The organism is Rhizobium sp. 862_C5_N1_2 (assembly GCF_051811205.1).
GTDB lineage: Bacteria > Pseudomonadota > Alphaproteobacteria > Rhizobiales > Rhizobiaceae > Rhizobium > Rhizobium leguminosarum.
The window spans coordinates 3,030,496-3,052,849 of the sequence record NZ_JBPWPT010000001.1 but is presented as its reverse complement, the minus strand read 5'-3'; the positions used below and the strand labels follow the sequence as shown (position 1 = coordinate 3,052,849).

15 protein-coding genes are annotated in these 22,354 nt (G+C 62.3%); 9 read left to right on the top strand and 6 right to left on the bottom strand.

Translation table 11 applies throughout. The annotated features are described in order from the left end of the window. Nucleotides 1-35: 35 nt before the first annotated feature. Entirely contained in the window at nt 36-3,524 is a 3,489-nt protein-coding gene (gene carB / locus ACD590_RS15410) for a carbamoyl-phosphate synthase large subunit (protein ID WP_112904308.1), read from the bottom strand. A gap of 269 nt (nt 3,525-3,793) precedes the next feature. Further along, on the bottom strand, nt 3,794-4,570 hold the full coding sequence (locus ACD590_RS15405; RefSeq protein WP_427148773.1) for a LytTR family DNA-binding domain-containing protein: 777 nt from the start codon (nt 4,568-4,570) through the stop codon (nt 3,794-3,796). A gap of 47 nt (nt 4,571-4,617) precedes the next feature. Here ACD590_RS15405 and ACD590_RS15400 point away from each other — a divergent pair, with 47 nt between their 5' ends. The 3 genes from ACD590_RS15400 to ypfJ all read left to right on the top strand — a co-directional run bounded on the left by ACD590_RS15400 (nt 4,618) and on the right by ypfJ (nt 9,436). Further along, the gene (locus ACD590_RS15400; protein WP_439003002.1) at nt 4,618-5,091 is read left to right on the top strand and encodes a DUF2306 domain-containing protein; all 474 of its coding nucleotides are present in this window, start codon (nt 4,618-4,620) and stop codon (nt 5,089-5,091) included. 879 nt (nt 5,092-5,970) lie between these two features. Then, on the top strand, nt 5,971-8,271 hold the full coding sequence (locus ACD590_RS15395) for an autotransporter family protein (protein ID WP_439003546.1): 2,301 nt from the start codon (nt 5,971-5,973) through the stop codon (nt 8,269-8,271). 244 nt (nt 8,272-8,515) lie between these two features. Next, the gene (gene ypfJ / locus ACD590_RS15390; RefSeq protein ID WP_112904300.1) at nt 8,516-9,436 is read left to right on the top strand and encodes a KPN_02809 family neutral zinc metallopeptidase; all 921 of its coding nucleotides are present in this window, start codon (nt 8,516-8,518) and stop codon (nt 9,434-9,436) included. A 57-nt stretch (nt 9,437-9,493) separates the two neighbouring features. On the opposite strand, the gene ACD590_RS15385 is transcribed toward ypfJ, so the two are convergent. After that, on the bottom strand, nt 9,494-10,489 hold the full coding sequence (locus tag ACD590_RS15385; RefSeq protein ID WP_113542320.1) for an aldo/keto reductase: 996 nt from the start codon (nt 10,487-10,489) through the stop codon (nt 9,494-9,496). A gap of 139 nt (nt 10,490-10,628) precedes the next feature. On the opposite strand from ACD590_RS15385, the gene ACD590_RS15380 reads away from it, so the two are divergent. The 3 genes from ACD590_RS15380 (at nt 10,629) to ACD590_RS15370 (ending at nt 14,469) form a co-directional block, all read left to right on the top strand. Further along, complete coding sequence (locus tag ACD590_RS15380) at nt 10,629-11,540, top strand: LysR family transcriptional regulator (protein WP_439003001.1); 912 nt, start codon at nt 10,629-10,631, stop codon at nt 11,538-11,540. Nucleotides 11,541-11,678: 138 nt separating this feature from the next. After that, complete coding sequence (locus ACD590_RS15375; RefSeq protein ID WP_018242986.1) at nt 11,679-12,923, top strand: TCR/Tet family MFS transporter; 1,245 nt, start codon at nt 11,679-11,681, stop codon at nt 12,921-12,923. 142 nt (nt 12,924-13,065) lie between these two features. Beyond that, a complete protein-coding gene (locus tag ACD590_RS15370; RefSeq protein WP_018242985.1) occupies nt 13,066-14,469 on the top strand; it encodes an MATE family efflux transporter in 1,404 nt (467 codons plus the stop codon). A 10-nt stretch (nt 14,470-14,479) separates the two neighbouring features. On the opposite strand, the gene ACD590_RS15365 is transcribed toward ACD590_RS15370, so the two are convergent. Together ACD590_RS15365 and carA are read right to left on the bottom strand one after the other, a co-directional pair. Further along, nucleotides 14,480-14,800: an antibiotic biosynthesis monooxygenase gene (locus ACD590_RS15365; protein ID WP_065276157.1), complete on the bottom strand. Its 321-nt coding sequence runs from the start codon at nt 14,798-14,800 to the stop codon at nt 14,480-14,482. A gap of 129 nt (nt 14,801-14,929) precedes the next feature. Next, the gene (gene carA, locus ACD590_RS15360; RefSeq protein WP_439003545.1) at nt 14,930-16,135 is read right to left on the bottom strand and encodes a glutamine-hydrolyzing carbamoyl-phosphate synthase small subunit; all 1,206 of its coding nucleotides are present in this window, start codon (nt 16,133-16,135) and stop codon (nt 14,930-14,932) included. 273 nt (nt 16,136-16,408) lie between these two features. Between carA and ACD590_RS15355 the strand changes: the two genes are divergently transcribed. Next, a complete protein-coding gene (locus tag ACD590_RS15355; protein WP_439003000.1) occupies nt 16,409-16,864 on the top strand; it encodes a GatB/YqeY domain-containing protein in 456 nt (151 codons plus the stop codon). 3 nt (nt 16,865-16,867) lie between these two features. On the opposite strand, the gene ACD590_RS15350 is transcribed toward ACD590_RS15355, so the two are convergent. Beyond that, the gene (locus ACD590_RS15350; RefSeq protein WP_130729311.1) at nt 16,868-17,758 is read right to left on the bottom strand and encodes a hypothetical protein; all 891 of its coding nucleotides are present in this window, start codon (nt 17,756-17,758) and stop codon (nt 16,868-16,870) included. A 670-nt stretch (nt 17,759-18,428) separates the two neighbouring features. On the opposite strand from ACD590_RS15350, the gene dnaG reads away from it, so the two are divergent. Continuing rightward, nucleotides 18,429-20,438 carry a DNA primase gene (gene dnaG / locus ACD590_RS15345; RefSeq protein ID WP_439002999.1) on the top strand — a complete coding sequence of 670 codons (2,010 nt, stop codon included), beginning with the start codon at nt 18,429-18,431 and terminating at the stop codon, nt 20,436-20,438. Continuing rightward, nucleotides 20,438-22,318, top strand: coding sequence for a DNA helicase RecQ (gene recQ, locus ACD590_RS15340; protein ID WP_439002998.1), 1,881 nt, complete (start codon nt 20,438-20,440; stop codon nt 22,316-22,318). Before dnaG ends, recQ begins: the two co-directional genes overlap by 1 nt. Nucleotides 22,319-22,354 lie beyond the last annotated feature (36 nt).

Below are 22,354 nucleotides of genomic sequence, written 5' to 3'. Positions count from 1 at the left end.
GCGCCATCGCTCATCGAGCGGTGGCGTTCGGTATCTCAGGCGAAATAGCTCTGCAGCGGCCGCACTTCCAGATTGCCGGCTTTTAGCGCCTTGATCGCCTGGGCGGCGGCCTCTGCGCCTGCCATCGTCGTGTAGTAGGGCACCTTCTGCATCAACGTCGCACGGCGGAGCGACTTGGAGTCCGAGATCGCCTTGTTGCCATCGGTGGTGTTGATGACGAGCTGGACCTGGCGGTTGCGGATCGCGTCCTCGATGTGCGGACGGCCTTCGAGCACCTTGTTGATCTTGGTAGCGGTGATGCCGTTTTCGCCAAGGAAGCGGGCAGTGCCGCCGGTCGCCAGCACTTTGAAGCCCTGCTCGACGAGGATGCGGATCGCCGGCAGCACGCGCGGCTTGTCCGCGTCGCGGACGGAGACGAAGACCGTCCCGTCACGCGGCAGCTCGACGCCGGCGCCGAGCTGCGACTTGGCGAAGGCCAGCGCAAAATCGGTATCGAGGCCGATGACTTCACCCGTCGAGCGCATTTCTGGGCCGAGCAGTGTGTCGACGCCGGGGAAGCGGGCGAAGGGGAAGACGGCTTCCTTGACGGCGATGTGCTTCAGCTTGCGCGGATCGGGCTTTTGCCCATAGGCGGCAAAGGTCGCATCGAGTTTCTCGCCGGCCATGACGCGGGCGGCGATCTTGGCGATCGGCGCGCCAATGGTCTTTGCGACAAAGGGCACGGTGCGCGAGGCGCGCGGATTGACTTCGAGAACGTAGACGGTGCCATCCTTGATGGCGAACTGGACGTTCATCAGGCCGCCGACATTGAGCGCCTTGGCCATGGCCTTGGCCTGGCGCTCCAGCTCGTCGAGCAGTTCGACCGACAGCGAGCGCGGCGGCAGCGAGCAGGCGCTGTCGCCGGAATGGATGCCGGCTTCCTCGATATGCTCCATGATGCCGGCGACATAGACATCGGTGCCGTCGGAGAGGCAGTCGACATCGACTTCGATGGCGTTGCTGAGATAGCTGTCGAAGAGCAGCGGGTTCTTGCCGAGCAGGGTGTTGATCTGGCCGGTCTTGTCGTTGGGATAGCGCTGCTTGATATCCTCAGGCACGAGTTCAGGCACGGTATCGAGCAGGTAGGTCTGCAACTGGCCTTCCGAATGCAGGATCTGCATGGCGCGGCCGCCGAGCACGTAAGAGGGACGTACGACCAGCGGGAAGCCGATTTCGGTGGCAACCATGCGGGCCTGCTCGACCGAATAGGCGATGCCGTTGTTCGGCTGATTGAGGTCGAGCTTCATCAGGAGCTTCTGGAAGCGGTCGCGGTCCTCGGCAAGGTCGATCATGTCAGGCGCGGTGCCGAGGATCGGGATGCCGTTCTTTTCGAGGGCCTCGGCGAGCTTCAGCGGCGTCTGGCCGCCGAACTGGACGATGACGCCGACGACTTCGCCCTTTTCCTGTTCTGCCCGCAGGATCTCGATCACGTCTTCGGCCGTTAGCGGCTCGAAATAGAGGCGGTCCGACGTATCGTAGTCGGTCGAGACGGTTTCCGGGTTGCAGTTGATCATGATCGCCTCATAACCCGCATCCTTGAGCGCGAAGGCGGCGTGGCAGCAGCAATAGTCGAACTCGATGCCCTGGCCGATCCGGTTCGGGCCGCCGCCAAGGATAACAACCTTCTTGCGGTCGGAGACTTCAGCTTCGGAGCGAGCGGCGCCGACGAAAGGCGTCTCATAGGTCGAATACATATAGGCGGTCGGCGAGGCGAATTCGGCCGCACAGGTATCGATGCGCTTGAAGACAGGCCGGACGTTCAGGCTGTTGCGGAATTCGGCGACTTCCTTCGGGCGCTTGCCGGTTAGTGTCGCCAGGCGCGCGTCGGAAAAGCCCATGGCCTTCAACATGCGCAGGTTAGCGGCATCATCAGGCAGGCCGTGCTCGCGAATCCGGGCCTCCATCTCGACGATCGCCTTCAGTTCGGCGATGAACCAGGGATCGATTTTGCAGCCTTCGTGGACTTCGGCTTCGCTCATGCCCTGGCGCAGCGCCTGGGCGACCATGCGCAGGCGATCGGGCGTCGGTGTGCCGATTGCGGCGCGGATGGCGTTCTGGCTGGATTCGCCCTCTTCAAAGCCGGGGATCTCGATCTCGTCGAGGCCCGTCAGGCCGGTTTCCAAGCCACGCAGCGCCTTCTGCAGCGATTCGGCGAAGGTGCGGCCGATCGCCATGACTTCGCCGACCGATTTCATCGCGGTCGTCAGCACCGGCGAGGCGCCGGGGAATTTCTCGAAGGCGAAACGCGGGATCTTGGTGACGACGTAGTCGATCGACGGTTCGAAGGAGGCAGGCGTTGCGCCGCCGGTGATGTCGTTATCCAGTTCGTCCAGCGTATAGCCGATCGCGAGCTTGGCGGCGATCTTGGCGATCGGGAAGCCGGTGGCCTTCGAGGCGAGTGCCGACGAGCGCGAGACGCGCGGGTTCATTTCGATGACGACGAGACGGCCGTCCTTCGGATTGACGGCGAACTGGACGTTCGAGCCGCCGGTCTCGACCCCGATTTCGCGCAGCACCGCGATCGAGGCGTTGCGCATGATCTGGTATTCCTTGTCCGTCAGCGTCAGCGCCGGCGCGACGGTGATCGAATCGCCGGTGTGGACGCCCATCGGATCAATGTTCTCGATCGAGCAGATGATGATGCAGTTGTCCGCCTTGTCGCGGACGACCTCCATTTCATATTCCTTCCAGCCGAGCACCGATTCCTCGACCAGCACTTCGGTGGTCGGCGAGGCGTCGAGGCCGCCGCCGACGATCTCGAAGAATTCCGAGCGATTGTAGGCGATGCCGCCGCCGGTGCCGCCGAGCGTGAAGGAGGGGCGGATGATGGCGGGCAGGCCGACATGGTCGATCGCCTGGGCGGCAATCGCCATGGCATGGCTCATGTAACGCTGCTTGCGGTCGCTCTCGCCGAGGTTCCACTGGTTTTCCAGCTCGTCCAGCGCCTTGTCGAGATCGGATCCGGAGAGGCTTTCGCGCAGCTTGTTGCGCTCGGCCTCGTGCGTCTTGCGGTCGAGGTCCTTGATGTCGGTGGCGTTCGCCAGCATCGAGCGCGGGGTTTCCAGCCCGATACGGGCCATCGCCTCGCGAAACAGCGCGCGGTCCTCGGCCATGTCGATGGCGGCGGGCTTGGCGCCGATCATCTCGACATTGTAACGGTCGAGCACGCCCATGCGCTTCAGCGAAAGCGCGGTGTTCAGCGCCGTCTGGCCGCCCATGGTCGGCAGCAGCGCATCCGGGCGCTCCTTGGCGATGATCTTGGCGACGACTTCGGGGGTAATCGGCTCGACATAGGTGGCGTCGGCAAGGCCCGGATCGGTCATGATCGTCGCCGGGTTGGAGTTGACGAGGATGACGCGGTAGCCTTCCTCCTTCAGCGCCTTGCAGGCCTGGGTGCCGGAATAGTCGAACTCACAAGCCTGGCCGATGACGATCGGTCCCGCGCCGATGATGAGGATCGATTTGATATCTTGGCGCTTCGGCATGAGTGCTTCCGTTTTCTGGCTGCGCAGAAAGCCGGCCAGGGTGGGAGATCACCGGGTCGGGTCGCGCATGCTGGGTCTTTTCAGGCTAGAAGCGGCTTATAGGCAAATGTATTTGCAAACGGAACCCCATAAATCGCGGAATCGACAGGAATCCAACACGGCGCGAAAGACTATTTCCCGTCAGGCACGACCACCACCCGGATTTCGCCGCCGCCCTGCTTCCGGAAGAGCGAAAGCGGGAGTCCCGTCAAGCGCTTGGCGCGTCTTCTTTAGGTGAAGCGGCGGCGCACATCCTCGGCATAGCTGCGGCTGACCGGGATTTTCGTGCCGTCGCGGGTGAGGATCAGCAGCCTGCCATTGTCGCGTTTCAGGCTTTCGACATGGGCGTCGGCCACCCAGTGCGAGCGATGAACGCGAAGGCCCGGCGTTGCGGCGGTTTCCTTCAGTGCGTCGGCAAACCGCAGCAGCACCAGTTCGCGCCCGCGGCCGGTCACCACCTCGGTATAGTGATCCTGGACGGAAAGGCGCAGCAGCGGGCCACGGTTCTCAGGCTTCAGCCGGTCGAGGATCGAGGTGCCATGGCCGGTTTCCTCAGGTGCTGCGGCTTCGGCGATTTTCTGGCTCATCGCCATGTAGGTCAAAAGGCAGAAGAGGGCGCAGAGCGGCACCGCAAAAAGCGCGCGCTGCAGGCCGCTCTGCAGCGTGGTCGTTTCGCCGGTGAAGACATAGTCTACGAGGCCGATGGCAAAGCCGATCGGCAGGGCGGCGGCGAGCGAACCCGTCATCATGCGGGCGAACATGGAAACGATCACCTCCCGCAGCAGTCTTTCGGCCGCGACCGCGCAGAGGATGGCGATCACCCAGGCAAGGGCATGCAGGCTCAGCCAATAGGCGAGGCGTTCGCCGAAGGCCATGCTTTGCATCGTGCCGTAGGGGCCGGTGAAGGCAAAGAGCAGGACGATCGCGGCAAAGGTTCCCCAGAAGCGCCGGGAGTGGAGAAAGACCTGCAATTCGCGAAGCGTGGATTGCAAGAAGGGGTGAATCACGAAGTTTTCCTGCCGTTCGCGCGGTTCGGATTGAGGCAGATGAAGTCTTGGCGGAAAGAGCGATCGAATTCAACCGGATGCCGCTCATGACCCTCGAACCGCTCTTCGATGCCCCGCTCGCCGTTCAGATCCATGTCGCCGCTGTTACGCCGGCGGCCCTTCTCGGCGCCTATATCCTGTTGCGCCCCAAGGGCACGCCGCTGCACCGGCTGCTCGGCAGGATCTGGATGGTGCTGATGATTGTAACGGCAATATCAAGTTTCTTCATTCACCAAGTCGATCTCTTCTACGGGTTCAGCCCGATCCATCTTTTGTCGATCGCAACATTGTTCGGCAGCTGGAATGCGATCGCGGCGGCCCGCCGCGGCGATATCCGTCTGCACAAACGCATCGTCGCCGGCCTTTATTTCGGCGGCATCGTCCTCGCCGGCCTGTTCACTTTCGTGCCTGGCCGGATCATGCACGCGGTCGTCTTCACCGGAGCGGAATGGCCGGCTGCCCTTGCTGCGGCGGTGATGTAACCCGCAAGAGCACATGGCACTAACCGGTATTATCTGGGAATTACCGGGAATTCGCGGGACCGTCTGATCTGTAAGGGGTTTTGGGGGGAAGCGGCGGAAGCGAGCGGAGAGTTTGCGCGCGAGATCTCGGCACTAAACGGCGGCCAGCGGCTGACCGGCCCAAGCGTTCAAATCGCAAGCCATTGAAAACTAAGGGATGCGGTCAACGAAAGTGGGACGGAAATTCAATTGGCAGAAAATGCGGCCCAACTTATAGAAAACCCTGATTCAAGCGACCCGAAGACGAGGCCTTGAAGCGCGGGCAAAGGACGACCAGGGCGCGCCGCTCTTTCGCTTCGTCAGGGCCTACGACCTTGGCTAACCAAGATAATGGCGGCTGAACTCGCGGCCGCTTGCCGAGCTGTCCGATGGCATTTTTCACCCGCGCCTGTGACAATTTCTGAACACCCGCTAGTTCTTTTCGCGACTGGGTTGTTAATTCCGGTTGAATCCCGTTTAGAGTCAATCCCTAAGAGTATTTTGAGGGGCGATATAATGCGGGCGGGTGTCTTATTTAACAGGAGAACTGCGGTAAGTGGCGCGGGAAGGCGTCGGTGGTCAGTTCGGCGACACCGGTACCTCTCGACTGTATCGGCGGCGGCGCTTGTGGTCCTATCCGCCGGGGCGGCTCAAACCGCTGACTGGCACGGACTGACAAGCAGCGACTGGACGGACGGGAGTAACTGGTCGGGAGGCACCGTTCCTGGTGCCGGTGCAACCGTCAACATCAGTACGCCGGGTGCACCGGGCAATACACCGGCAATCCTCGGTGTCACCGGCCCGGTCAGCGTCTCGGTGGGTACTATAAATGTCGGCCAGAGCGCTACTGTGCCTGGGACTTTGACGATCCAGAACGGCAGCCGTCTGACCAGCACGGGCAGCTCCCGGCTTGGGGTACCAGCCGGAAGCGCCGGGACCGTCACTGTCACCGGCCCTGGATCGCAATGGAACATACCAAGCGGAACTTTTTATGTCGGCTTTTTCGGCATCGGCACGCTCAACGTTGAGAACGACGGACAAGTCACCACGGGGTCCAATACGGTGCTGGGTGGCAATGCCGTGTCGTCGGGCACACTCAACATCAGCGGCGGCGGCACGTTGCAGACGCTGTCCCTTCGGGGCGGCCCCGGCGGGAGCCAGGCCAATTTTGACAACGGAATTCTGCGCGCGGGGGCCAATAATGCCACCTTCATCAACAGTTTCAACGGTACTGAGCTCAATCTGCTCGCCGGCGGGCTGACGATTGACACCGCCGGCTTCGCGCTGGGCACCGACGCAGCGTCCGGGTTCACCGGCGTCGGCGGTCTGACCGTCACGGGTGGCGGTACTTTCAGCCTGCTGGCAAACAGCATTTACTCAGGCCAGACGCAGATCGACTTCGGCAGCAGCCTCGCCCTTTCCGGCGCCGGCGCCATCGCCAGTTCGAGCCGGGTTGTCGCCGACGGCACTTTTGACGTTTCCGCCTCTGCATCTCCTACCATCCAGAGCCTGGCCGGCAGCGGCACCGTGGCGCTCGGAGCCCAAACCCTGACGATCACCAATGCCAACGACACGTTCGCGGGCGTCATCGGCGGCACGGGCGGACTGAGCGTCACTGGAGGCAGGCAGACGCTTTCGGGCGTCAACACCTATACCGGCGCGACGACGGTGAGCGGTGGCCGGCTTGCCGTCAACGGCTCGATCACCAGCCCGGTCACGACATCGGGAGCCGGCATTCTCGGCGGCACCGGCACGATCTTCGGCGATGTGATCAATGCCGGCACGATCGCGCCGGGCAATTCGATCGGCACGCTGACGATCTCCGGCAACTATACCGGCAGCGGCGGCACGCTCGAAATCGAGAGCGTGCTCGGCGACGATACGTCATCGACCGACCGCCTCGTCGTCACCGGCAACACGTCAGGCACAACCAATGTCAAAGTGATCAACCTCGGAGGCGGTGGCGCGCAAACCGTCGAAGGCATCAAGATCGTCGATGTCGGCGGCACCTCGGCCGGCAGCTTCTCGCTGCTTGGTGACTATGTGTTCGAAGGGGATCAAGCCGTGGTCGCCGGGGCCTATGGCTATCGCCTTTACCAAGGAGGCACCAGTACCCCGGCGGACGGCGACTGGTATCTTCGCTCGGCCCTGCGCGATCCCTCCGGCACCGAGGTCGTGCCACTCTATGCGCCCGGTGTGCCGCTCTACGAAGCCTATGCCGGCGTGCTGCAGAGCCTCAATGAGTTCGGCACGCTGCGCCAGCGCACTGGCGGGCGCGAGGAAGACGACGGTCAATCGGCCGACGACGCCGGGAACGGGCCAACAAGGGCGATCTGGACGCGCATCGATGGAACGCATTCGCATTTTGAGCCGGAGACCTCGACGGCGGGCACCGAATACGATGTAAATAGCTGGACGCTGCAGGCGGGCGTCGACGGAATGCTGCATGAAAGCGGAGCCGGCGCGCTGATCGGCGGCGTGAGCTTCCATGTCGATACCGCCTCGGCCGACATTTCCTCGCGCTTCGGGAAGGGTGACATCGACACGACAGGCTACGGCTTCGACGGCACGTTGACCTGGTACGGCAATAGCGGCTTTTACGTGGATACGCAGGCTGGCGTGACCTGGTACAGCAGCGATCTCAAATCCTCGACCCTTCGTACCACGCTTACCGACGGCAATGACGGCTTCGGCTATGGGTTCAGCGTCGAAGCCGGCCAGAAGATCGCGCTGACGAACCAGTGGTCGCTGACGCCGCAGGCGCAGCTTGCCTATTCCTCCGTGCGCTTCGACAGCTTCACCGATCAATATGGCGCCGATGTATCGCTCGACGACGGCGACAGCCTGACCGGCCGTCTTGGCATCTCGGCCGATTATGACGGCGACTGGAAGGATGCCTCCGGAAAGATCAACCGCGTGAAGCTCTACGGCATCGCCAATCTCTATCATGACTTCCTCAACGGCTCGGATGTCGATGTCTCGGGGACCAGCCTCGTCAGCGAGAACCAGGCGCTCTGGGGCGGCCTTGGTGTGGGCGGCTCGCTCAGTTGGTCGGACGACCGCTATGCGCTCAACGGCGAAGCCTTTGCCCGCACGAGCCTCAAGGACTTTGGCGACAGCAACGCCATCGGGGCGAAGGTCGGGTTCAGCGTGAAATGGTAGAGGAGTGCCGCTCTCGTCACGCACATCGGTCGAGAAGATGATTAGCCGATGTTGCGCCGCATCTGCGATTTCATCATCGCAACGGGTTATAACAGCGGCGGGACGATACACTACCGTCCGGGTGAGGAGAATCGCGCCGCCGACGCAGGCGCCTGATTGCCCGATGAAGTCGCTGGAATTCCAGCCGCCGACGGATATATAGACTCCTTGAGTGCAAGCACAGGCATTGCCGGGGAGAGCGAAGATGGAATGGAGAGGCCGGCGTCAGTCCGACAATATCGAAGATCGCCGCAGCGATCCGACCGGTGGCGGTTTCGGCCGCGGCGGCGGCTTTAATTTCCCTTCCGGCGGCGGCGTTCGCCGCGCCGGCGGCGGCCTCAGCATCGGTACGATCATCTTCCTCGTCGTCATCTATTTTATCTTCAAGGCGATGGGCATCGACCTGATGCAGGTGCTCGATACCGGCGGCACGACGAGCGGTCCCGGCTACGAGCAGAGCCAGTCCGGCGGAACACGCACGCCCGCCAATGACGAGATGACTGCTTTCATGCGTACCGTTCTTGCCGAGACCGAAGATACCTGGCAGGGCATCTTCCAGGCGCAGGGCCAGAATTACGAGGAGCCACGCCTCGTGCTGTTCTCGGGCTCGACGGCATCGGCCTGCGGCTCCGCATCATCTGCAACAGGCCCGTTCTACTGCCCCAGCGACCACAAGGTTTATCTCGATACCGAATTCTTCCAGGAGCTTTCCGACCGCTTCGGCGCGTCCGGCGATTTCGCCGAGGCTTATGTCGTTGCCCACGAGGTCGGCCATCACGTGCAGAACCTGCTCGGAATCCTGCCGAAGTTCAACCAGGCTCGTCAGCGCATGAGCGAGGCCGACGCCAACAAGATGTCGGTGCGCGTCGAGCTGCAGGCCGATTGCTTCGCCGGCATCTGGGGCAAATATACCCAGCAGAAGGGCCTGCTGGAGTCCGGCGATCTGGAGGAAGCGCTGAACGCCGCCCAGCAGATCGGCGACGACTCGCTGCAGAAGCGGTCACAGGGTTATGTCGTGCCGGAAAGCTTCAACCACGGCACCTCGGAGCAGCGCGTCAGATGGTTCAAGCGTGGCTTCGACAGCGGCCAGTTGTCAGCCTGCGATACGTTCTCCGGCCCGATTTGAGGAGTAGTGAGAAGGGGCGCATGGCACAAGCACATCGCAGCCCCTTCCATCCCTTGCTTACTTCTCGCTGTCCATATGCTGCAGCATATGCTCGGGATAACGCCCACCCGCGGCCGCGTCTTTCGGCACGGCGCGTTCGATAACTTCGAAATCTTCTGGCGACAGGTCGACGGCGCGTGAGCCGAGCGCCTCGCTCAGTCGGTCGCGGCGGCGAGCGCCGATGATCGGGACGATATCCTTGCCCTTGGCGGCGACCCAGGCGATGGCGATCTGGGCGACCGAGACGCTCTTTGCCTCGGCGATCTCGCGCAGCTTCTCCACCAGAGCGAGGTTCTGCTCGATATTGCCTTCCTGAAAGCGTGGGCTGTAATTACGGAAGTCGCCTGCCGTCGCACCCTGGCCCTTCTGCCAGTGGCCGCTGATCAGGCCGCGCGACAGCACGCCGTAGGCGGTGATCGAGATGCCGAGTTCACGTGTCGTCGGCAGGATCTTCTCCTCGATGCCGCGTGAGATCAGCGAATATTCGATCTGCAGGTCGACGATCGGGGCAACAGTGGCGGCGCGGCGGATCGTATCGGCGCCGACTTCCGACAGGCCGATATGCCTGACATAACCCGCCTTGACCAAATCTGCGATGGCGCCGACGGTGTCCTCGATCGGCACGTTCGGATCGAGGCGGGCGGGGCGGTAGATGTCGATATAGTCGACGCCGAGGCGCTGCAGCGAATAGGCGAGGAAATTCTTGACCGCGACCGGGCGGGCGTCAATGCCGTTCCAGCCGCCGACCGGATCGCGCAGGCCGCCGAACTTGACGCTGATGACGGCGTTCTCGCGCCTGCGGCCCTTCAATGCCTCGCCGATCAACATTTCATTGTGGCCCATGCCGTAGAAATCGCCGGTGTCGAGCAGGTTGACGCCGGCATCGAGCGCGGCATGGATCGTCGCGATGCTTTCTGCGCGATCTGAGGGACCATACATGCCCGACATGCCCATGCAGCCGAGGCCGATGGCCGAGACATCAGGTCCGGTCTTTCCCAAACGATAGGTCTGCATTGTCTTCTCCTTCTTTGCGCCGGAGCGGCGCGCTATCGGACGTCCGCGCCGGGGCGGCGCTGCCGGACACCGTTTTAGCGCTTTCGTATTTGTGCGATAATCCGGATAGTGTCGAACAGGCCGTACGGAAAAATGCACAATGAGCGATCTTCCCTTGAGTGATCTGGATGCCTTCACGGCGATTGCAAGGGAGCGCAGCTTTCGCGCCGCCGCCCGCAAGCGTGGGGTTTCGGCCTCATCGCTCAGCGACTCGCTGCGGCGGCTGGAAGAGCGGCTCGGCGTGCGCCTGCTCAATCGGACGACGCGCAGCGTCACGCCGACGGCCGCCGGGGAACGATTGTTGGCGCAACTAGAGCCGGCGCTCGGCGAGGTCGCCGCCGCACTCGGGGCGCTCGACAATTTCCGCGACAGGCCGGCCGGCACGCTGCGGCTCAACGTGCCGACGGTCGCGGCGCGGCTGTTCCTGCCCGACATTGCCTGCCGGTTCCTGAAGCTCTATCCCGAGATCGAGCTGGAGATCGTCGCCGAGGATACGTTCATCGACGTGCTCGCCGCCGGTTTCGACGCCGGCATCCGTTATGACGAGCGCATCGAGCGCGACATGATCGCCGTGCCGATCGGTCCGAGCCGGCAGCGCTATGTCACCGCCGCTTCACCGGCTTATCTGCAGGAAAGGGGTATGCCGCAACATCCGCGTGACCTGCTGGAGCACAGCTGCATCCGGCATCGCTTTCTCAGCGGGATCGGGCTCACCTGGGAATTCGAGCGCGGCGGGGAGACTTTTGCCATCTCGCCAAGCGGTGCGCTTACGTCAAATTCGATCGAGATAGAGCTCGCCGCCGCCGTCGCGGGGCTGGGCATCATCAGCTCATTCCAAGAGCTCCTGGAATCGGGCCTCGCCTCCGGTCAACTGGTCGCTATCCTCGACGATTGGGCCAGCGAATTTTCCGGTCCGTATCTTTATTACGCCAGTCGACGGCATATGCCGGCACCATTGTGCGCCTTCGTCGATTTTCTGAAGCTGGAACGGCAGCGCGCGCCCCTCGGTTGAGACGTCTCATAAACTTCCCGTTCTGCATTATCAAAAACTTTGAAATGTTCACGGATTGTTTCGGTTTCCTTTCTGAGCTATGTCACTTTCTTGGCGACGAGATCGTCTTTTCAGAACCGATCGCTGTAGAGATGCCTCATGCTTGACCCTAAATTCGTTCGCCGCGGCCTTTTTCTGGTCTTTATCATCCTCTTCCTCGACATTATCGGCATCGCCATCATCATGCCGGTGCTGCCCGCTTATCTGGAGCAACTGACCGGCGGCAGCGTCAGCGATGCGGCGATTGACGGCGGCTGGCTGATGCTCGTCTATGCCGGCATGCAATTCCTGTTTGCGCCGCTGCTCGGAAACCTGTCCGACCGTTTCGGCCGTCGGCCGATCCTTTTGCTTTCGGTGCTGACCTTCGCGATCGACAATTTCATCTGTGGCATCGCCACCAGCTACTGGATGCTGTTCGTCGGCCGCGTGCTTGCCGGCATCAGTGGCGGCAGCTTCGCCACCTGCTCGGCCTATATTGCCGATATCAGCACGGAGGAGAACCGCGCGAAGAATTTCGGGCTGATCGGCATCGCCTTCGGCGTCGGCTTCACGATCGGTCCCGTCATCGGCGGTTTGCTCGGCGAATTCGGCCCGCGTGTGCCGTTCCTTGGCGCGGCCGCGCTATCGCTGGTCAATTTCATCGCCGCCTGCTTCCTGCTGCCGGAAACGCTGGAGGCGAAAAACCGCCGCCGGTTCGAGTGGAAGCGCGCCAATCCGCTCGGCGCGTTGCGCCAGATGCGCCATTATCCCGGCATCGGTTGGGTCAGCCTCGTCATGTTCCTGTTCTTCCTGGCGCATGCGGTCTATCCCTCGGTCTGGTCGTTCGTCTCGACCTATCGCTACGGTTGGAGCGAGGGACAGATCGGTTTGTCGCTCGGCATTTACGGCATCGGCGCCGCGATCGTCATGGGCCTGGTTCTGCCGCGGATCGTGCCGGTGCTCGGCGAGTGGAAGACCGCTCTTCTCGGCCTCTGCTTCTCGGCCGTCGGGCTCACCGGTTATGCCTTCGCCTGGGAGGGCTGGGTCGTCTATGTCATCATCGTTGCGACTGTCATGGAAAACGTCGCCGATCCGCCGCTGCGCAGCATCGCCGCCGGCATGGTGCCGCCCTCGGCACAGGGCGAGCTGCAAGGCGCGCTCACCAGCCTCAGCAGCATTACCACCATCCTCGGACCGCTAATCTTCACGCAGATGTTCGGTTATTTCACGCGGCCCGAGGCGCCGGTCACTTTTGCCGGCGCGCCCTATCTTGCCGCCGCCCTGTTCATCCTGTTGGCCGCCGGCGTGTTCCTCATGCGGGTCCGGGTCCGTGAGCCTGCCCAGGCGCTGGAAGCGGCAGGTTGATCGATCAGAAACGCTGATGCGATGATGAATTTTTCATCATTTGCCTCATCTGGGGTAGTTCTTTGCGGGGCTTTGCTCTAAGTCCGGATGTTATTTCGCCGCAAGCTGCGGCGACGCATATTTCAATCACAGGACTGGTGTCATGGACACGCCGATCGACACGCGCAGGCTTGCGCCGACAGCCGATAATCGTTGGGGCGCACATTTCCGTGCAACGCTGGCGCTCGGCATTCCGCTGATCGGCGCGCAGCTTGCCCAGCTCGGCATCAACACCACCGACGTCATGATCGTCGGCCGGCTCGGCGCCGAGCATCTAGCGGCGATGGTGCTTGCGGCGCAGTTCCTGTTCACGATCCTGATCTTCGGCTCGGGCTTTGCCATCGCCGTCATTCCGATGGTGGCGCAGGCCTATGGCCGCGGCGACGTCGTGTCGGTGCGCCGGTCGCTGCGCATGGGTCTGTGGGTGGTGATCGCCTATTGGGTGATCATGCAGCCGGCCTTCTTCAATTCGGAGCAGATCCTTCTCTTCGCGCAGCAGAAGCCCGAGGTGGCCAAGCTCGCCCACGGCTACATCATGATCGGCCAGTTCGGCGTGCTGCCGGCGCTGCTCTTCAACGTCATGCGGGCGCTGGTCAGCGCCATCGGCAAGGCGGGTATCATCCTCAACGTCACCATCGCCACGCTGGTGATGAACGCGATCTTCGCCTATATCCTTGTCCTCGGCCATTTCGGCTTTCCGGCGATGGGGCTCGAAGGTGCTGCGATCGTTTCGGTCGTCGTGCAGACGGCCGGCTTCATCTTCATCCTGGCTTTCGTGCAGCGGCGGGAGGAGACTCGGCGCTACGAGATCTTCGTGCGGTTCTGGAAGCCCGACTGGCATGCGCTGCTGGAGGTCATCCGGCTTGGTTTCCCGATCAGCGTCACCATCCTTGCCGAGGTCAGCCTGTTCACGGTGGCTTCGCTCCTGATGGGCTATATCGGCACGATCGAGCTTGCGGCTCATGGCATTGCCCTGCAATGGGCCTCGATCGCCTTCATGATCCCGCTCGGCCTCAGCCAGGCGGCGACGGTGCGCGTCGGTGTCGCGCACGGGCAGGGTGATTATCAGGGGCTGGTGCGCGCTTCGATCACGGTGCTCGTCCTCGCCTGCGCCATTTCGGCGGTGGGTTCTGTGCTCTTTGCCACCATGCCGCAATTCCTCGGCAGCTGGTTCCTCGACGTCAATGCGGCCGAGGCGCCCGAGGTCCTTGCCTATGCCGGGCCGCTGATCGTCGTTGCCGGGCTTTTCCAGCTCGTCGACGGGCTGCAGGTGATCGCCAATGGATTGCTGCGCGGCCTCAAGGACGCACGCGTGCCGATGATCATGGCGTTGATCGCCTACTGGCCGATCGGCTTCTTCCTTGCCTGGGCCTTTGCCTTCCCGCTGGGTTTCGGCGGCATCGGCATCTGGTTCGGCTTCCTCGTCGGGCTGGCCGCCGCCGCCGTCATGCTCTGCGCGCGCTTCTACCTTCTCCTTCGCCGCGAAGGAGTGACGGCCGGCGCCTGATATCTCCTGGTCAGGCTGCGACCGGCTTGTAGCCGGCGATATCGGCGCGGATGCCGAGCCGTTCGAACGTTTCCTGCGGACTAAGGTTTGCCGTCGCCTGCGCGGCGGCGACCGCTGCCTGCGCCTGCTCGAACGCCTCGGCATTTTCCCATTCGGCGATCGTCACGAAGTTGAATTCGCCGGGGCCGGCGACCTGCTCCAGGACAGAGTGTCGGGTGAAGCCTTGCTGCGCCTGCAGCAAGGCATGTGTGCACACCATATGCATCAGGAACTCGTCGCGCGCCGGGGCCGGCACGGCGAACTTGTCGATCCTGTAGAAAACGCCGTTCATCCGGTTTTCTCCCGCATCAAATGTTTGCAGGCAGATCTGTAGTTCCTCAAGTTAAGTTGAGGTCAACAGGCGATTAAAGAAAAAGGCCCACTTGGGTGGGCCTTCATCTGAAATGGGCATTGTTTGAAATCAGCGCTCGGCGAGCGCCGGTTCGCCGTTCTTCTCACGCACCATGTTGATGAAGCGACGGAAGAGATAGTGGCTGTCCTGCGGGCCCGGAGAGGCTTCCGGATGGTGCTGGACGGAGAAAACCTGCTTGCCGAGGACACGCAGGCCGCAATTGGTGCCGTCGAAAAGCGAAATATGAGTCTCTTCAACACCATCTGGCAGCGACTTCGAGTCGACCGCGAAGCCGTGGTTCATCGAGACGATCTCCACCTTGCCTGTGGTATGGTCCTTGACAGGGTGATTGGCGCCGTGATGGCCCTGATGCATCTTCTCGGTCTTCGCGCCGAGTGCGAGGCCCAGCATCTGGTGGCCGAGGCAGATGCCGAAGACCGGGATATCGGTCTTAACAAGCGTCTTGATCACAGGCACGGCATATTCACCGGTTGCCGCCGGATCGCCCGGGCCGTTCGACAGGAAGATGCCGTCCGGCTGCATGGCGAGCACGTCTTCGGCACTCGTTGCCGCCGGCACAACAGTCACTTTGCAGCCGAGGCCTGCAAACAGGCGCAAGATGTTGCGCTTGACGCCGTAATCCAGGCAGACAACGTGGTATTTCGCCTCCGTCGCCTTGAGTTCACCGTAACCTTCATTCCACACCCACGGCGTTTCGGTCCATTGCGAGGACTGGCCCGACGAGGCGATCTTGGCGAGGTCGAGACCTTCGAGGCCGCTCCAGGCTTTGGCTTCGGCCTTCAACGTCTCGATGTCGAAGACGCCGTTCGGGTCGTGGGCGATCACCGCGTTCGGGGCGCCGTTCTCACGGATCCAGGCGGTCAACGCGCGCGTGTCGATGCCGCAAAGGCCGATGACGCCGCGGGCCTTCAGCCATTGGTCGAGGTGTTTGGCGGCGCGGTAGTTCGAGGGGTCAGTGATGTCGGCCTTGAAGATGACGCCGACGGCGCCGTGACGGGCGGCAGGCGTCAGATCCTCGATGTCTTCATCGTTGGTGCCGATATTGCCGATATGCGGGAAGGTGAAGGTGACGATCTGGCCGAGATAGGAGGGATCCGTCAGGATCTCCTCATAGCCGGTCAGCGCGGTGTTGAAGACCACTTCGGCCGGCACCTTGCCGGTGGCGCCGATGCCCTTGCCTTCGATGACCGTGCCGTCGGCAAGAACGAGCAGGGCGGTCGGCTTCTCGATTGTCCAGGGTGCTGTCGCGGTCATCTTCATCCCGTTTCCGGCGTTCGGTGCGCGCGTTGCCGCGGCTCGCCGCCTTTTGATCTCGCAGGCGCGTGGACGCGGCAATGCCGCGCGCTTCAGGCCTGATCACGAATTTTGGTGCAGGTGGCGGTAAATAGCCACGCAATCGCTTAGCGTCAATCTTTGTAGCCGAGATTGCTGCCATTTTCCTGCGCTTTATCGCACTGACCGCGCAATTTATTTGATCCCCCGCATCAGCGTGGTTTATGAAGCGGCATCAAAACAGGAGTGAAGACCATGCTGCGCGATCAACTCGCCACCCAGCTGAAAGAGGCGATGAAGGCCAAGAATGCAGAGCGGCTTTCCACCGTCCGGCTGATCCAGGCCGCGGTCAAGGACCGCGATATCGCCAATCGCGGCATTGCCAAGGAACAGGCGAGCGACGACGAAATCCTGCAGATCCTCGCTAAGATGGTAAAGCAGCGCGACGAATCGGCAAAGATCTACGAGGAGAATTCCCGGCCGGAGCTTGCCGCCAAGGAGCGTGCCGAAATCATCGTCATTCAGGATTTCATGCCGAAGCAGCTTTCAGACAGCGAAGTGCGCGCCAACGTGTCGGCGATCATCGCCGAGACGGGTGCAGCGGGCGCCAAGGACATGGGCAAGGTGATGGCGGCGCTGAAGGAGCGTTATGCCGGCCAGATGGATTTTGCCAAGGCGTCGGCGACCGTCAAGGAACTGTTGAACGGATAAGCCTCAGATGACGAGCCTTGCCTGCGGTTCGTTACGAACCGCAGGCCCGAGCACCGCTTCCGCTGCGGCATCGATGATGGCGAATTTCGCCGCCTGATAATTCCAATATTCGCCGATGAAGTGGCCCGACAGCCAGAAGTCGCCCTTGCGGGAGGGTTCTGTCCAGCCAACGCTTTCCATGGTCGCTGCCTGCGTCAGAAGCCGCTTCAGGTGGGTGTTGGAGATCATGAACTGTTCACGGATTTCCCTGAGCGACAGAGGACCGAGAACGACGCGGTCGGCCGTCCTTGGAAATTCCGGAAGCCGCGAGATCAGGTAATCCATCACCAGGCCGCCGGAATTTGCCCAGTTGAAGAGGTTGAAGGTGGCGCCCGGATTGCGCACCGCTTCACTCCCGATGATCGCCCTTGCGATCAGCGGCTGGATTGCTGCCATCATCGCAGAGGGATCGGCGGTGATCTTATCGGCGCGCTCACCGCCGTCGAGACTGTCGAGGATCATCATATGGGCGACGAGCCATCGGGTGAAATGCTGCTCGGCGATTTCGGTGGGCTCGAGGTAGCGTGTGCGCTTGTCGGGGCCGGGAACCGGTCGCAGGAAGCGATAGGCCAGCATCTCCTGCATGAAGGCCGCGGCCGTGTTGCGGCTGGCGATGTCGTTCCTGACCGCAAAATCGATGAAGCGGCCGGAATAGAGGCCGCCGCTCTTCCCGTCGTCGGAATAACCGTAATGAAGCGCGAAGCCGGCATGGGCCATCAGCCAGCGCTGCTGCGCGGCGAAGATCGAGGCGATGCGCGGGCTCTCACGATAGATGGAGAGCATCTGATCGGCGCAATGCAGGATGGCAGCGAGAAAGCGATCGTCTGCTGCAAGATTGTCCGCGGTAAAAGCCATTTGGAGAGGTCCAGGGAGTTCGGCGCATACATCTTTCATGCGAGCGCCGCCTGTCAATGGTTTTGTCAATAAGCGGTTAATTTCAAAGGGAGAGTTGTCGCAGGGAGAGCCAAAAATTTAAGAAGGCAGGAGCTGGGGGCGCTCCTGCCTTCTTGCTCTTTGCTTCCACCGGCACGCAGGGCCGAAGCCCAAGCCGGAGGGTATTTGCAAAGGCACCCTTGCGAAGCGGCGCCGGGGGTAGGGATGGTGCTTCGCTCGGGGATCGCTTTGTTGAGATCGAACCTATTGCGGTGCGGCGGCTTATTCAAATTACAAAAAAATAATAATTGCCGGAATCGGCGGTTTGGGAGGCGTCGAAGCGGAGTCTCGGGAGGTGGCGCGGAGGTTGATGAGGTGCAATCATCAGAGGTGCTAATCTTTTGTTTCTAAAGGGGATTCTTCGTCTCCGTCAGAGACCGCTGCGCTTGCTGAAGTTTTTCTGCCGGCGGAATTCCGGCTCTGAAGGGACAATAATGTCGCACCCTGTCGCAGGGGGCGATAACGCGTTGTTGATCGGATAACCGGAGCCGCCGATGACGGCCACATAGCCTGTGAATAGCGGGTTTTCATGACAAGTTTCGTGGCATGGAGCGGCAAAGCAGCTTATATGGAGGTTGGCCAAGAGGTATAAATGCGCTTTTCCAACACCTTTCTCGATGATATCCGCGACCGCGTTCCGATTTCGAACGTGATCGCGCGCCGCGTGAGCTGGGATAAGCGCAAGACCAATGTGTCGCGCGGCGATTATTGGGCCTGCTGCCCGTTCCACGGCGAGAAATCGCCGAGCTTTCACTGCGAGGACCGAAAGGGCCGCTACCACTGCTTCGGCTGTGGCGTCACCGGCGACCATTTCCGCTTTCTCACCGAGCTGGAGGGCCTGAGTTTTCCCGAGGCGGTGCAGCAGATCGCCGATATGGCAGGCGTGCCGATGCCGCTTGCCGATCCTGTGATGGAGAAGCGCGAGAAGGAGCGCGGCTCGTTGATCGACGTCATGGAAATGGCGACACAATTTTTCCAGGATCAGTTGCAGACGGCGAATGGGGCGAGGGCGCGCGCCTATCTGCGCGACCGCGGATTGACGGGGCGCACCATCGAGACCTTCCGTCTCGGCTATGCGCCCGACAGCCGTAATGCGCTCAAGGAATTTCTCGCCGGCAAGGGTGTCTCCAAGGACCAGATCGAGGCCTGCGGTCTGGTCGTCCATGAAAACGTGCCGGTTTCCTACGATCGTTTCCGCGACCGCATCATGTTCCCGATCCTTTCGTCGCGGGAAAAGGTGATCGCTTTCGGCGGCCGCGCCATGTCGGCCGACGCGCCGGCGAAATATCTGAACTCCAACGAGACGGAGCTCTTCCACAAGGGCAACGTCCTTTACAATTTCGCCCGTGCGCGGCGCGCGATCCAGGGACCGGGCCGCGGCGATTCTCAGGATGACAATGCGACCGGCACCATCATCGCCGTCGAAGGCTATATGGACGTGATCGCGCTGCATCAGGCGGGCATCGAGAATGCCGTCGCGCCGCTCGGCACAGCGCTCACCGAAAACCAGCTCGAGCTGCTCTGGAAGATGGTGCCGCAACCAGTGCTTTGCTTCGACGGCGACGGCGCCGGCATCCGCGCCGCCAATCGCGCCGCCGAACTGGCGCTGCCGCATCTGAAGCCTGGCCGTTCCGTTCGCTTTGCGCTTCTGCCCGACGGCAAGGATCCCGACGATCTCGTGCGCGATGACGGGCGCGCGCCTTTCGACAAGGTGATGAGCCAGGCAAAGCCGCTCTCCGAGATGCTTTGGAGCCGGGAGATCAACACCGGCAAGTTCGATACGCCCGAGGCGCGCGCCGAACTGGAGGCGCGGCTGAAGCAACTGGTCGCCGTCATCGTCGACGAGAACGTGCGCCGCCACTACCAGCAGGATATTCGCGACCGGCTGAACGCCTTCTTCCAGCCGCAGTTCCAGAACCGCAACAATGGCGATCGCCGCGGCGGCTTCAACGGCAATGGCAATTACCGGACGGGCCGCGACAATGCCGGCATGGCAGGGCCGAAAAGCCCGAGCGTCATTTCCGAAAGGCTCGCCCGGTCAGGCCCGGTGCGCGGCCACCAGAACAATACGGCGCTGCGGGAATGCGTGCTGGCGCTGACCGTCGTCAATCACCCCTCGCTGATGATCGACGATTATGACGAGATCGCCGCGATCGAATATGACAGCCGCGAGCTGCAGCGGCTCTGGTCGGCGATGCTGGGGGCAGCCGCGGCCGTCGCCGGCCCGCATCTGACGCGCGAATATCTGACCGAAAGGCTGGAATTCGAAGGCTTCGGCCCGCTCATCAAGAGCCTCGACCAGCAGGTGCGCAATGCCCGGCTGTGGATCGCGACCGAGGAGGCGGCGATGGAGGACGCGCGTGAGGGATACCGCCAGGCGCTGGCCTCCCACAAGCGGGCGAAGGCGCTGCGCCGGCAGAAGATCGAGCTCGAGCGCGAGATCGCGCTGGCGACCGAAGCCGGCGACGGCGAGGCGATCGTTCAGCTGATGCGAGCGCAGCAGGAAGTGCATTTCGAAGGGGTGCGCCTTGAGAACCAGGAGGCAATCATCGATGGCTTCGGCGTGCTTTCTGGCCGCGTCAAAGGGGCGGCGAACCACTGATGTCGCTGACTGAACGGAATGAACCGGGTTTTTCCGCTTCCGGCGTGCTGTTTTCTTCCGGCCGCTCGCCGCTCGATATTCTCAAGCAGGTCTATGGCTATTCCTCCTTCCGCGGCAAGCAGCAGCAGGTGGTCGAGCACGTGGTTTCCGGTGGCGATGCGGTCGTGCTCTTTCCGACTGGTGCGGGCAAATCACTGTGCTTCCAGATCCCGGCGCTTTGCCGCGATGGCGTCGGCATCATTGTTTCGCCGCTGATCGCGCTGATGCGCGATCAGGTCGAGGCGATGAAGCAGCTCGGCATCCGCGCCGCGGCACTCAATTCATCGCTGTCGCGCGAGGAGTTCGTCGAGGTTCGCCGCGCGCTTTCGGCGGGCCAGCTCGACCTTCTCTACGTCACGCCCGAGCGCATTCTGACCGATGGTTTCCGCGAGCTGATCGCCAACGAGAAGATCGCGCTGTTTGCCATCGACGAGGCCCACTGCGTCTCGCAATGGGGCCATGATTTCCGGCCGGAATATCGCGCGCTAGGCCGGCTCGGCGAGCAATATCCCGGTGTGCCGCGCGTTGCGCTGACTGCGACGGCCGATCCGCACACACGCGACGACATCATCGAGCGGCTGGGGCTCGATGCCGCCCAGATATTCACCACCAGCTTCGACCGACCGAACATCGCCTATGAGATCGTCGAGCGTGACCAGCCGCGCCAGCAGCTGTTGCGGTTCCTGTCCGGCCACAAGGGCGACAGCGGCATCGTCTATTGTCTGTCGCGCGCCAAGGTCGAGGATACGGCCGAATGGCTGAACGGTCAGGGCATCCGCGCGCTTGCCTATCATGCCGGCATGGACAGGTCGGTTCGTGACGCCAATCAGGATGCCTTCCTCAAAGAAGAGAACCTTTGCCTGGTCGCCACCGTTGCCTTCGGGATGGGCATCGACAAGCCGAATGTGCGTTATGTCGCCCATCTCGATCTGCCGGGCTCCGTCGAGGCCTATTATCAGGAGACCGGGCGTGCCGGCCGCGACGGCCTGCCGTCCGAGGTCTGGATGGCCTATGGCATGGCCGACGTGATCCAGCGCGGCCGGATGATCGACGAGGGAAATGCCGCCGCGGAGATCAAACGGGTCGAACGCGCCAAGCTCAACGCATTGCTGGCGATCTGCGAGACCGCCTCCTGCCGCCGCCAGGCGATCCTTGCCCATTTCGGCGAGGCGCATGCCGGCCATTGCGGCAATTGCGACATTTGCCTGAAGCCGGTCGAGACCTGGGAGGGCACGGAGGCGGCGATCAAGGCGCTGGCCGCCATCTATCGCACCGGCGAGCGTTTCGGCGCTGGCCATGTCATCGACGTGCTCCTCGGCAATGTCAACGAAAAGACCGAACGTTTCGGCCATGCCGAAATGCCGGTCTTCGGCGCCGGCAAGGATATTCAGGCGCGCGTCTGGCAGTCGGTCTTCCGCCAGTTGCTTGCCATGGGATTGATCCGCGTCGATCATGAGGCTTACGGGGCGCTGAAGCTGGAACCGGAGGCGCGCGCCGTCTTCAAGCACGAGCGACAGGTGTTCTTCCGCAAAGACCGGCCTGCCTCGGAACGGCGCACGAAGAAGGCGGAGCGCAGCGAGCGCAAATCGGGACTATCGGGCGCCGACGGCAGTCTCTTCGAGGCGCTGCGGGCCGAGCGTATGGCGATTGCGAAATCGCTCGGCGTGCCGCCCTATGTCGTCTTTCCCGATACGACGCTGATCGCCTTCGCCACCGAGAAGCCGCGCAGCCGCAAGGAATTGCTCGCCATATCAGGTGTCGGGCAGGCGAAGCTCGAACGCTACGGCGATGCCTTCCTGGAGATCATCCTGGCGCAGGACAACGGCCCGCCTGATCCTTGAGATCGGGCGAGGGGGCATGGTAGTGCTGCCTCTGGA

Bases quoted from the DNA above. Each gene is read 5' to 3' on its own strand.
- carB (WP_112904308.1), bottom strand. From the start codon at position 3,524: ATGCCGAAGCGCCAAGATATCAAATCGATCCTCATCATCGGCGCGGGA.
- ypfJ (WP_112904300.1), top strand. From the start codon at position 8,516: ATGGAATGGAGAGGCCGGCGTCAGTCCGACAATATCGAAGATCGCCGC.
- ACD590_RS15385 (WP_113542320.1), bottom strand. From the start codon at position 10,489: ATGCAGACCTATCGTTTGGGAAAGACCGGACCTGATGTCTCGGCCATC.
- ACD590_RS15380 (WP_439003001.1), top strand. From the start codon at position 10,629: ATGAGCGATCTTCCCTTGAGTGATCTGGATGCCTTCACGGCGATTGCA.
- ACD590_RS15375 (WP_018242986.1), top strand. From the start codon at position 11,679: ATGCTTGACCCTAAATTCGTTCGCCGCGGCCTTTTTCTGGTCTTTATC.
- ACD590_RS15370 (WP_018242985.1), top strand. From the start codon at position 13,066: ATGGACACGCCGATCGACACGCGCAGGCTTGCGCCGACAGCCGATAAT.
- ACD590_RS15365 (WP_065276157.1), bottom strand. From the start codon at position 14,800: ATGAACGGCGTTTTCTACAGGATCGACAAGTTCGCCGTGCCGGCCCCG.
- carA (WP_439003545.1), bottom strand. From the start codon at position 16,135: ATGACCGCGACAGCACCCTGGACAATCGAGAAGCCGACCGCCCTGCTC.
- ACD590_RS15355 (WP_439003000.1), top strand. From the start codon at position 16,409: ATGCTGCGCGATCAACTCGCCACCCAGCTGAAAGAGGCGATGAAGGCC.
- ACD590_RS15350 (WP_130729311.1), bottom strand. From the start codon at position 17,758: ATGGCTTTTACCGCGGACAATCTTGCAGCAGACGATCGCTTTCTCGCT.
- dnaG (WP_439002999.1), top strand. From the start codon at position 18,429: ATGCGCTTTTCCAACACCTTTCTCGATGATATCCGCGACCGCGTTCCG.
- recQ (WP_439002998.1), top strand. From the start codon at position 20,438: ATGTCGCTGACTGAACGGAATGAACCGGGTTTTTCCGCTTCCGGCGTG.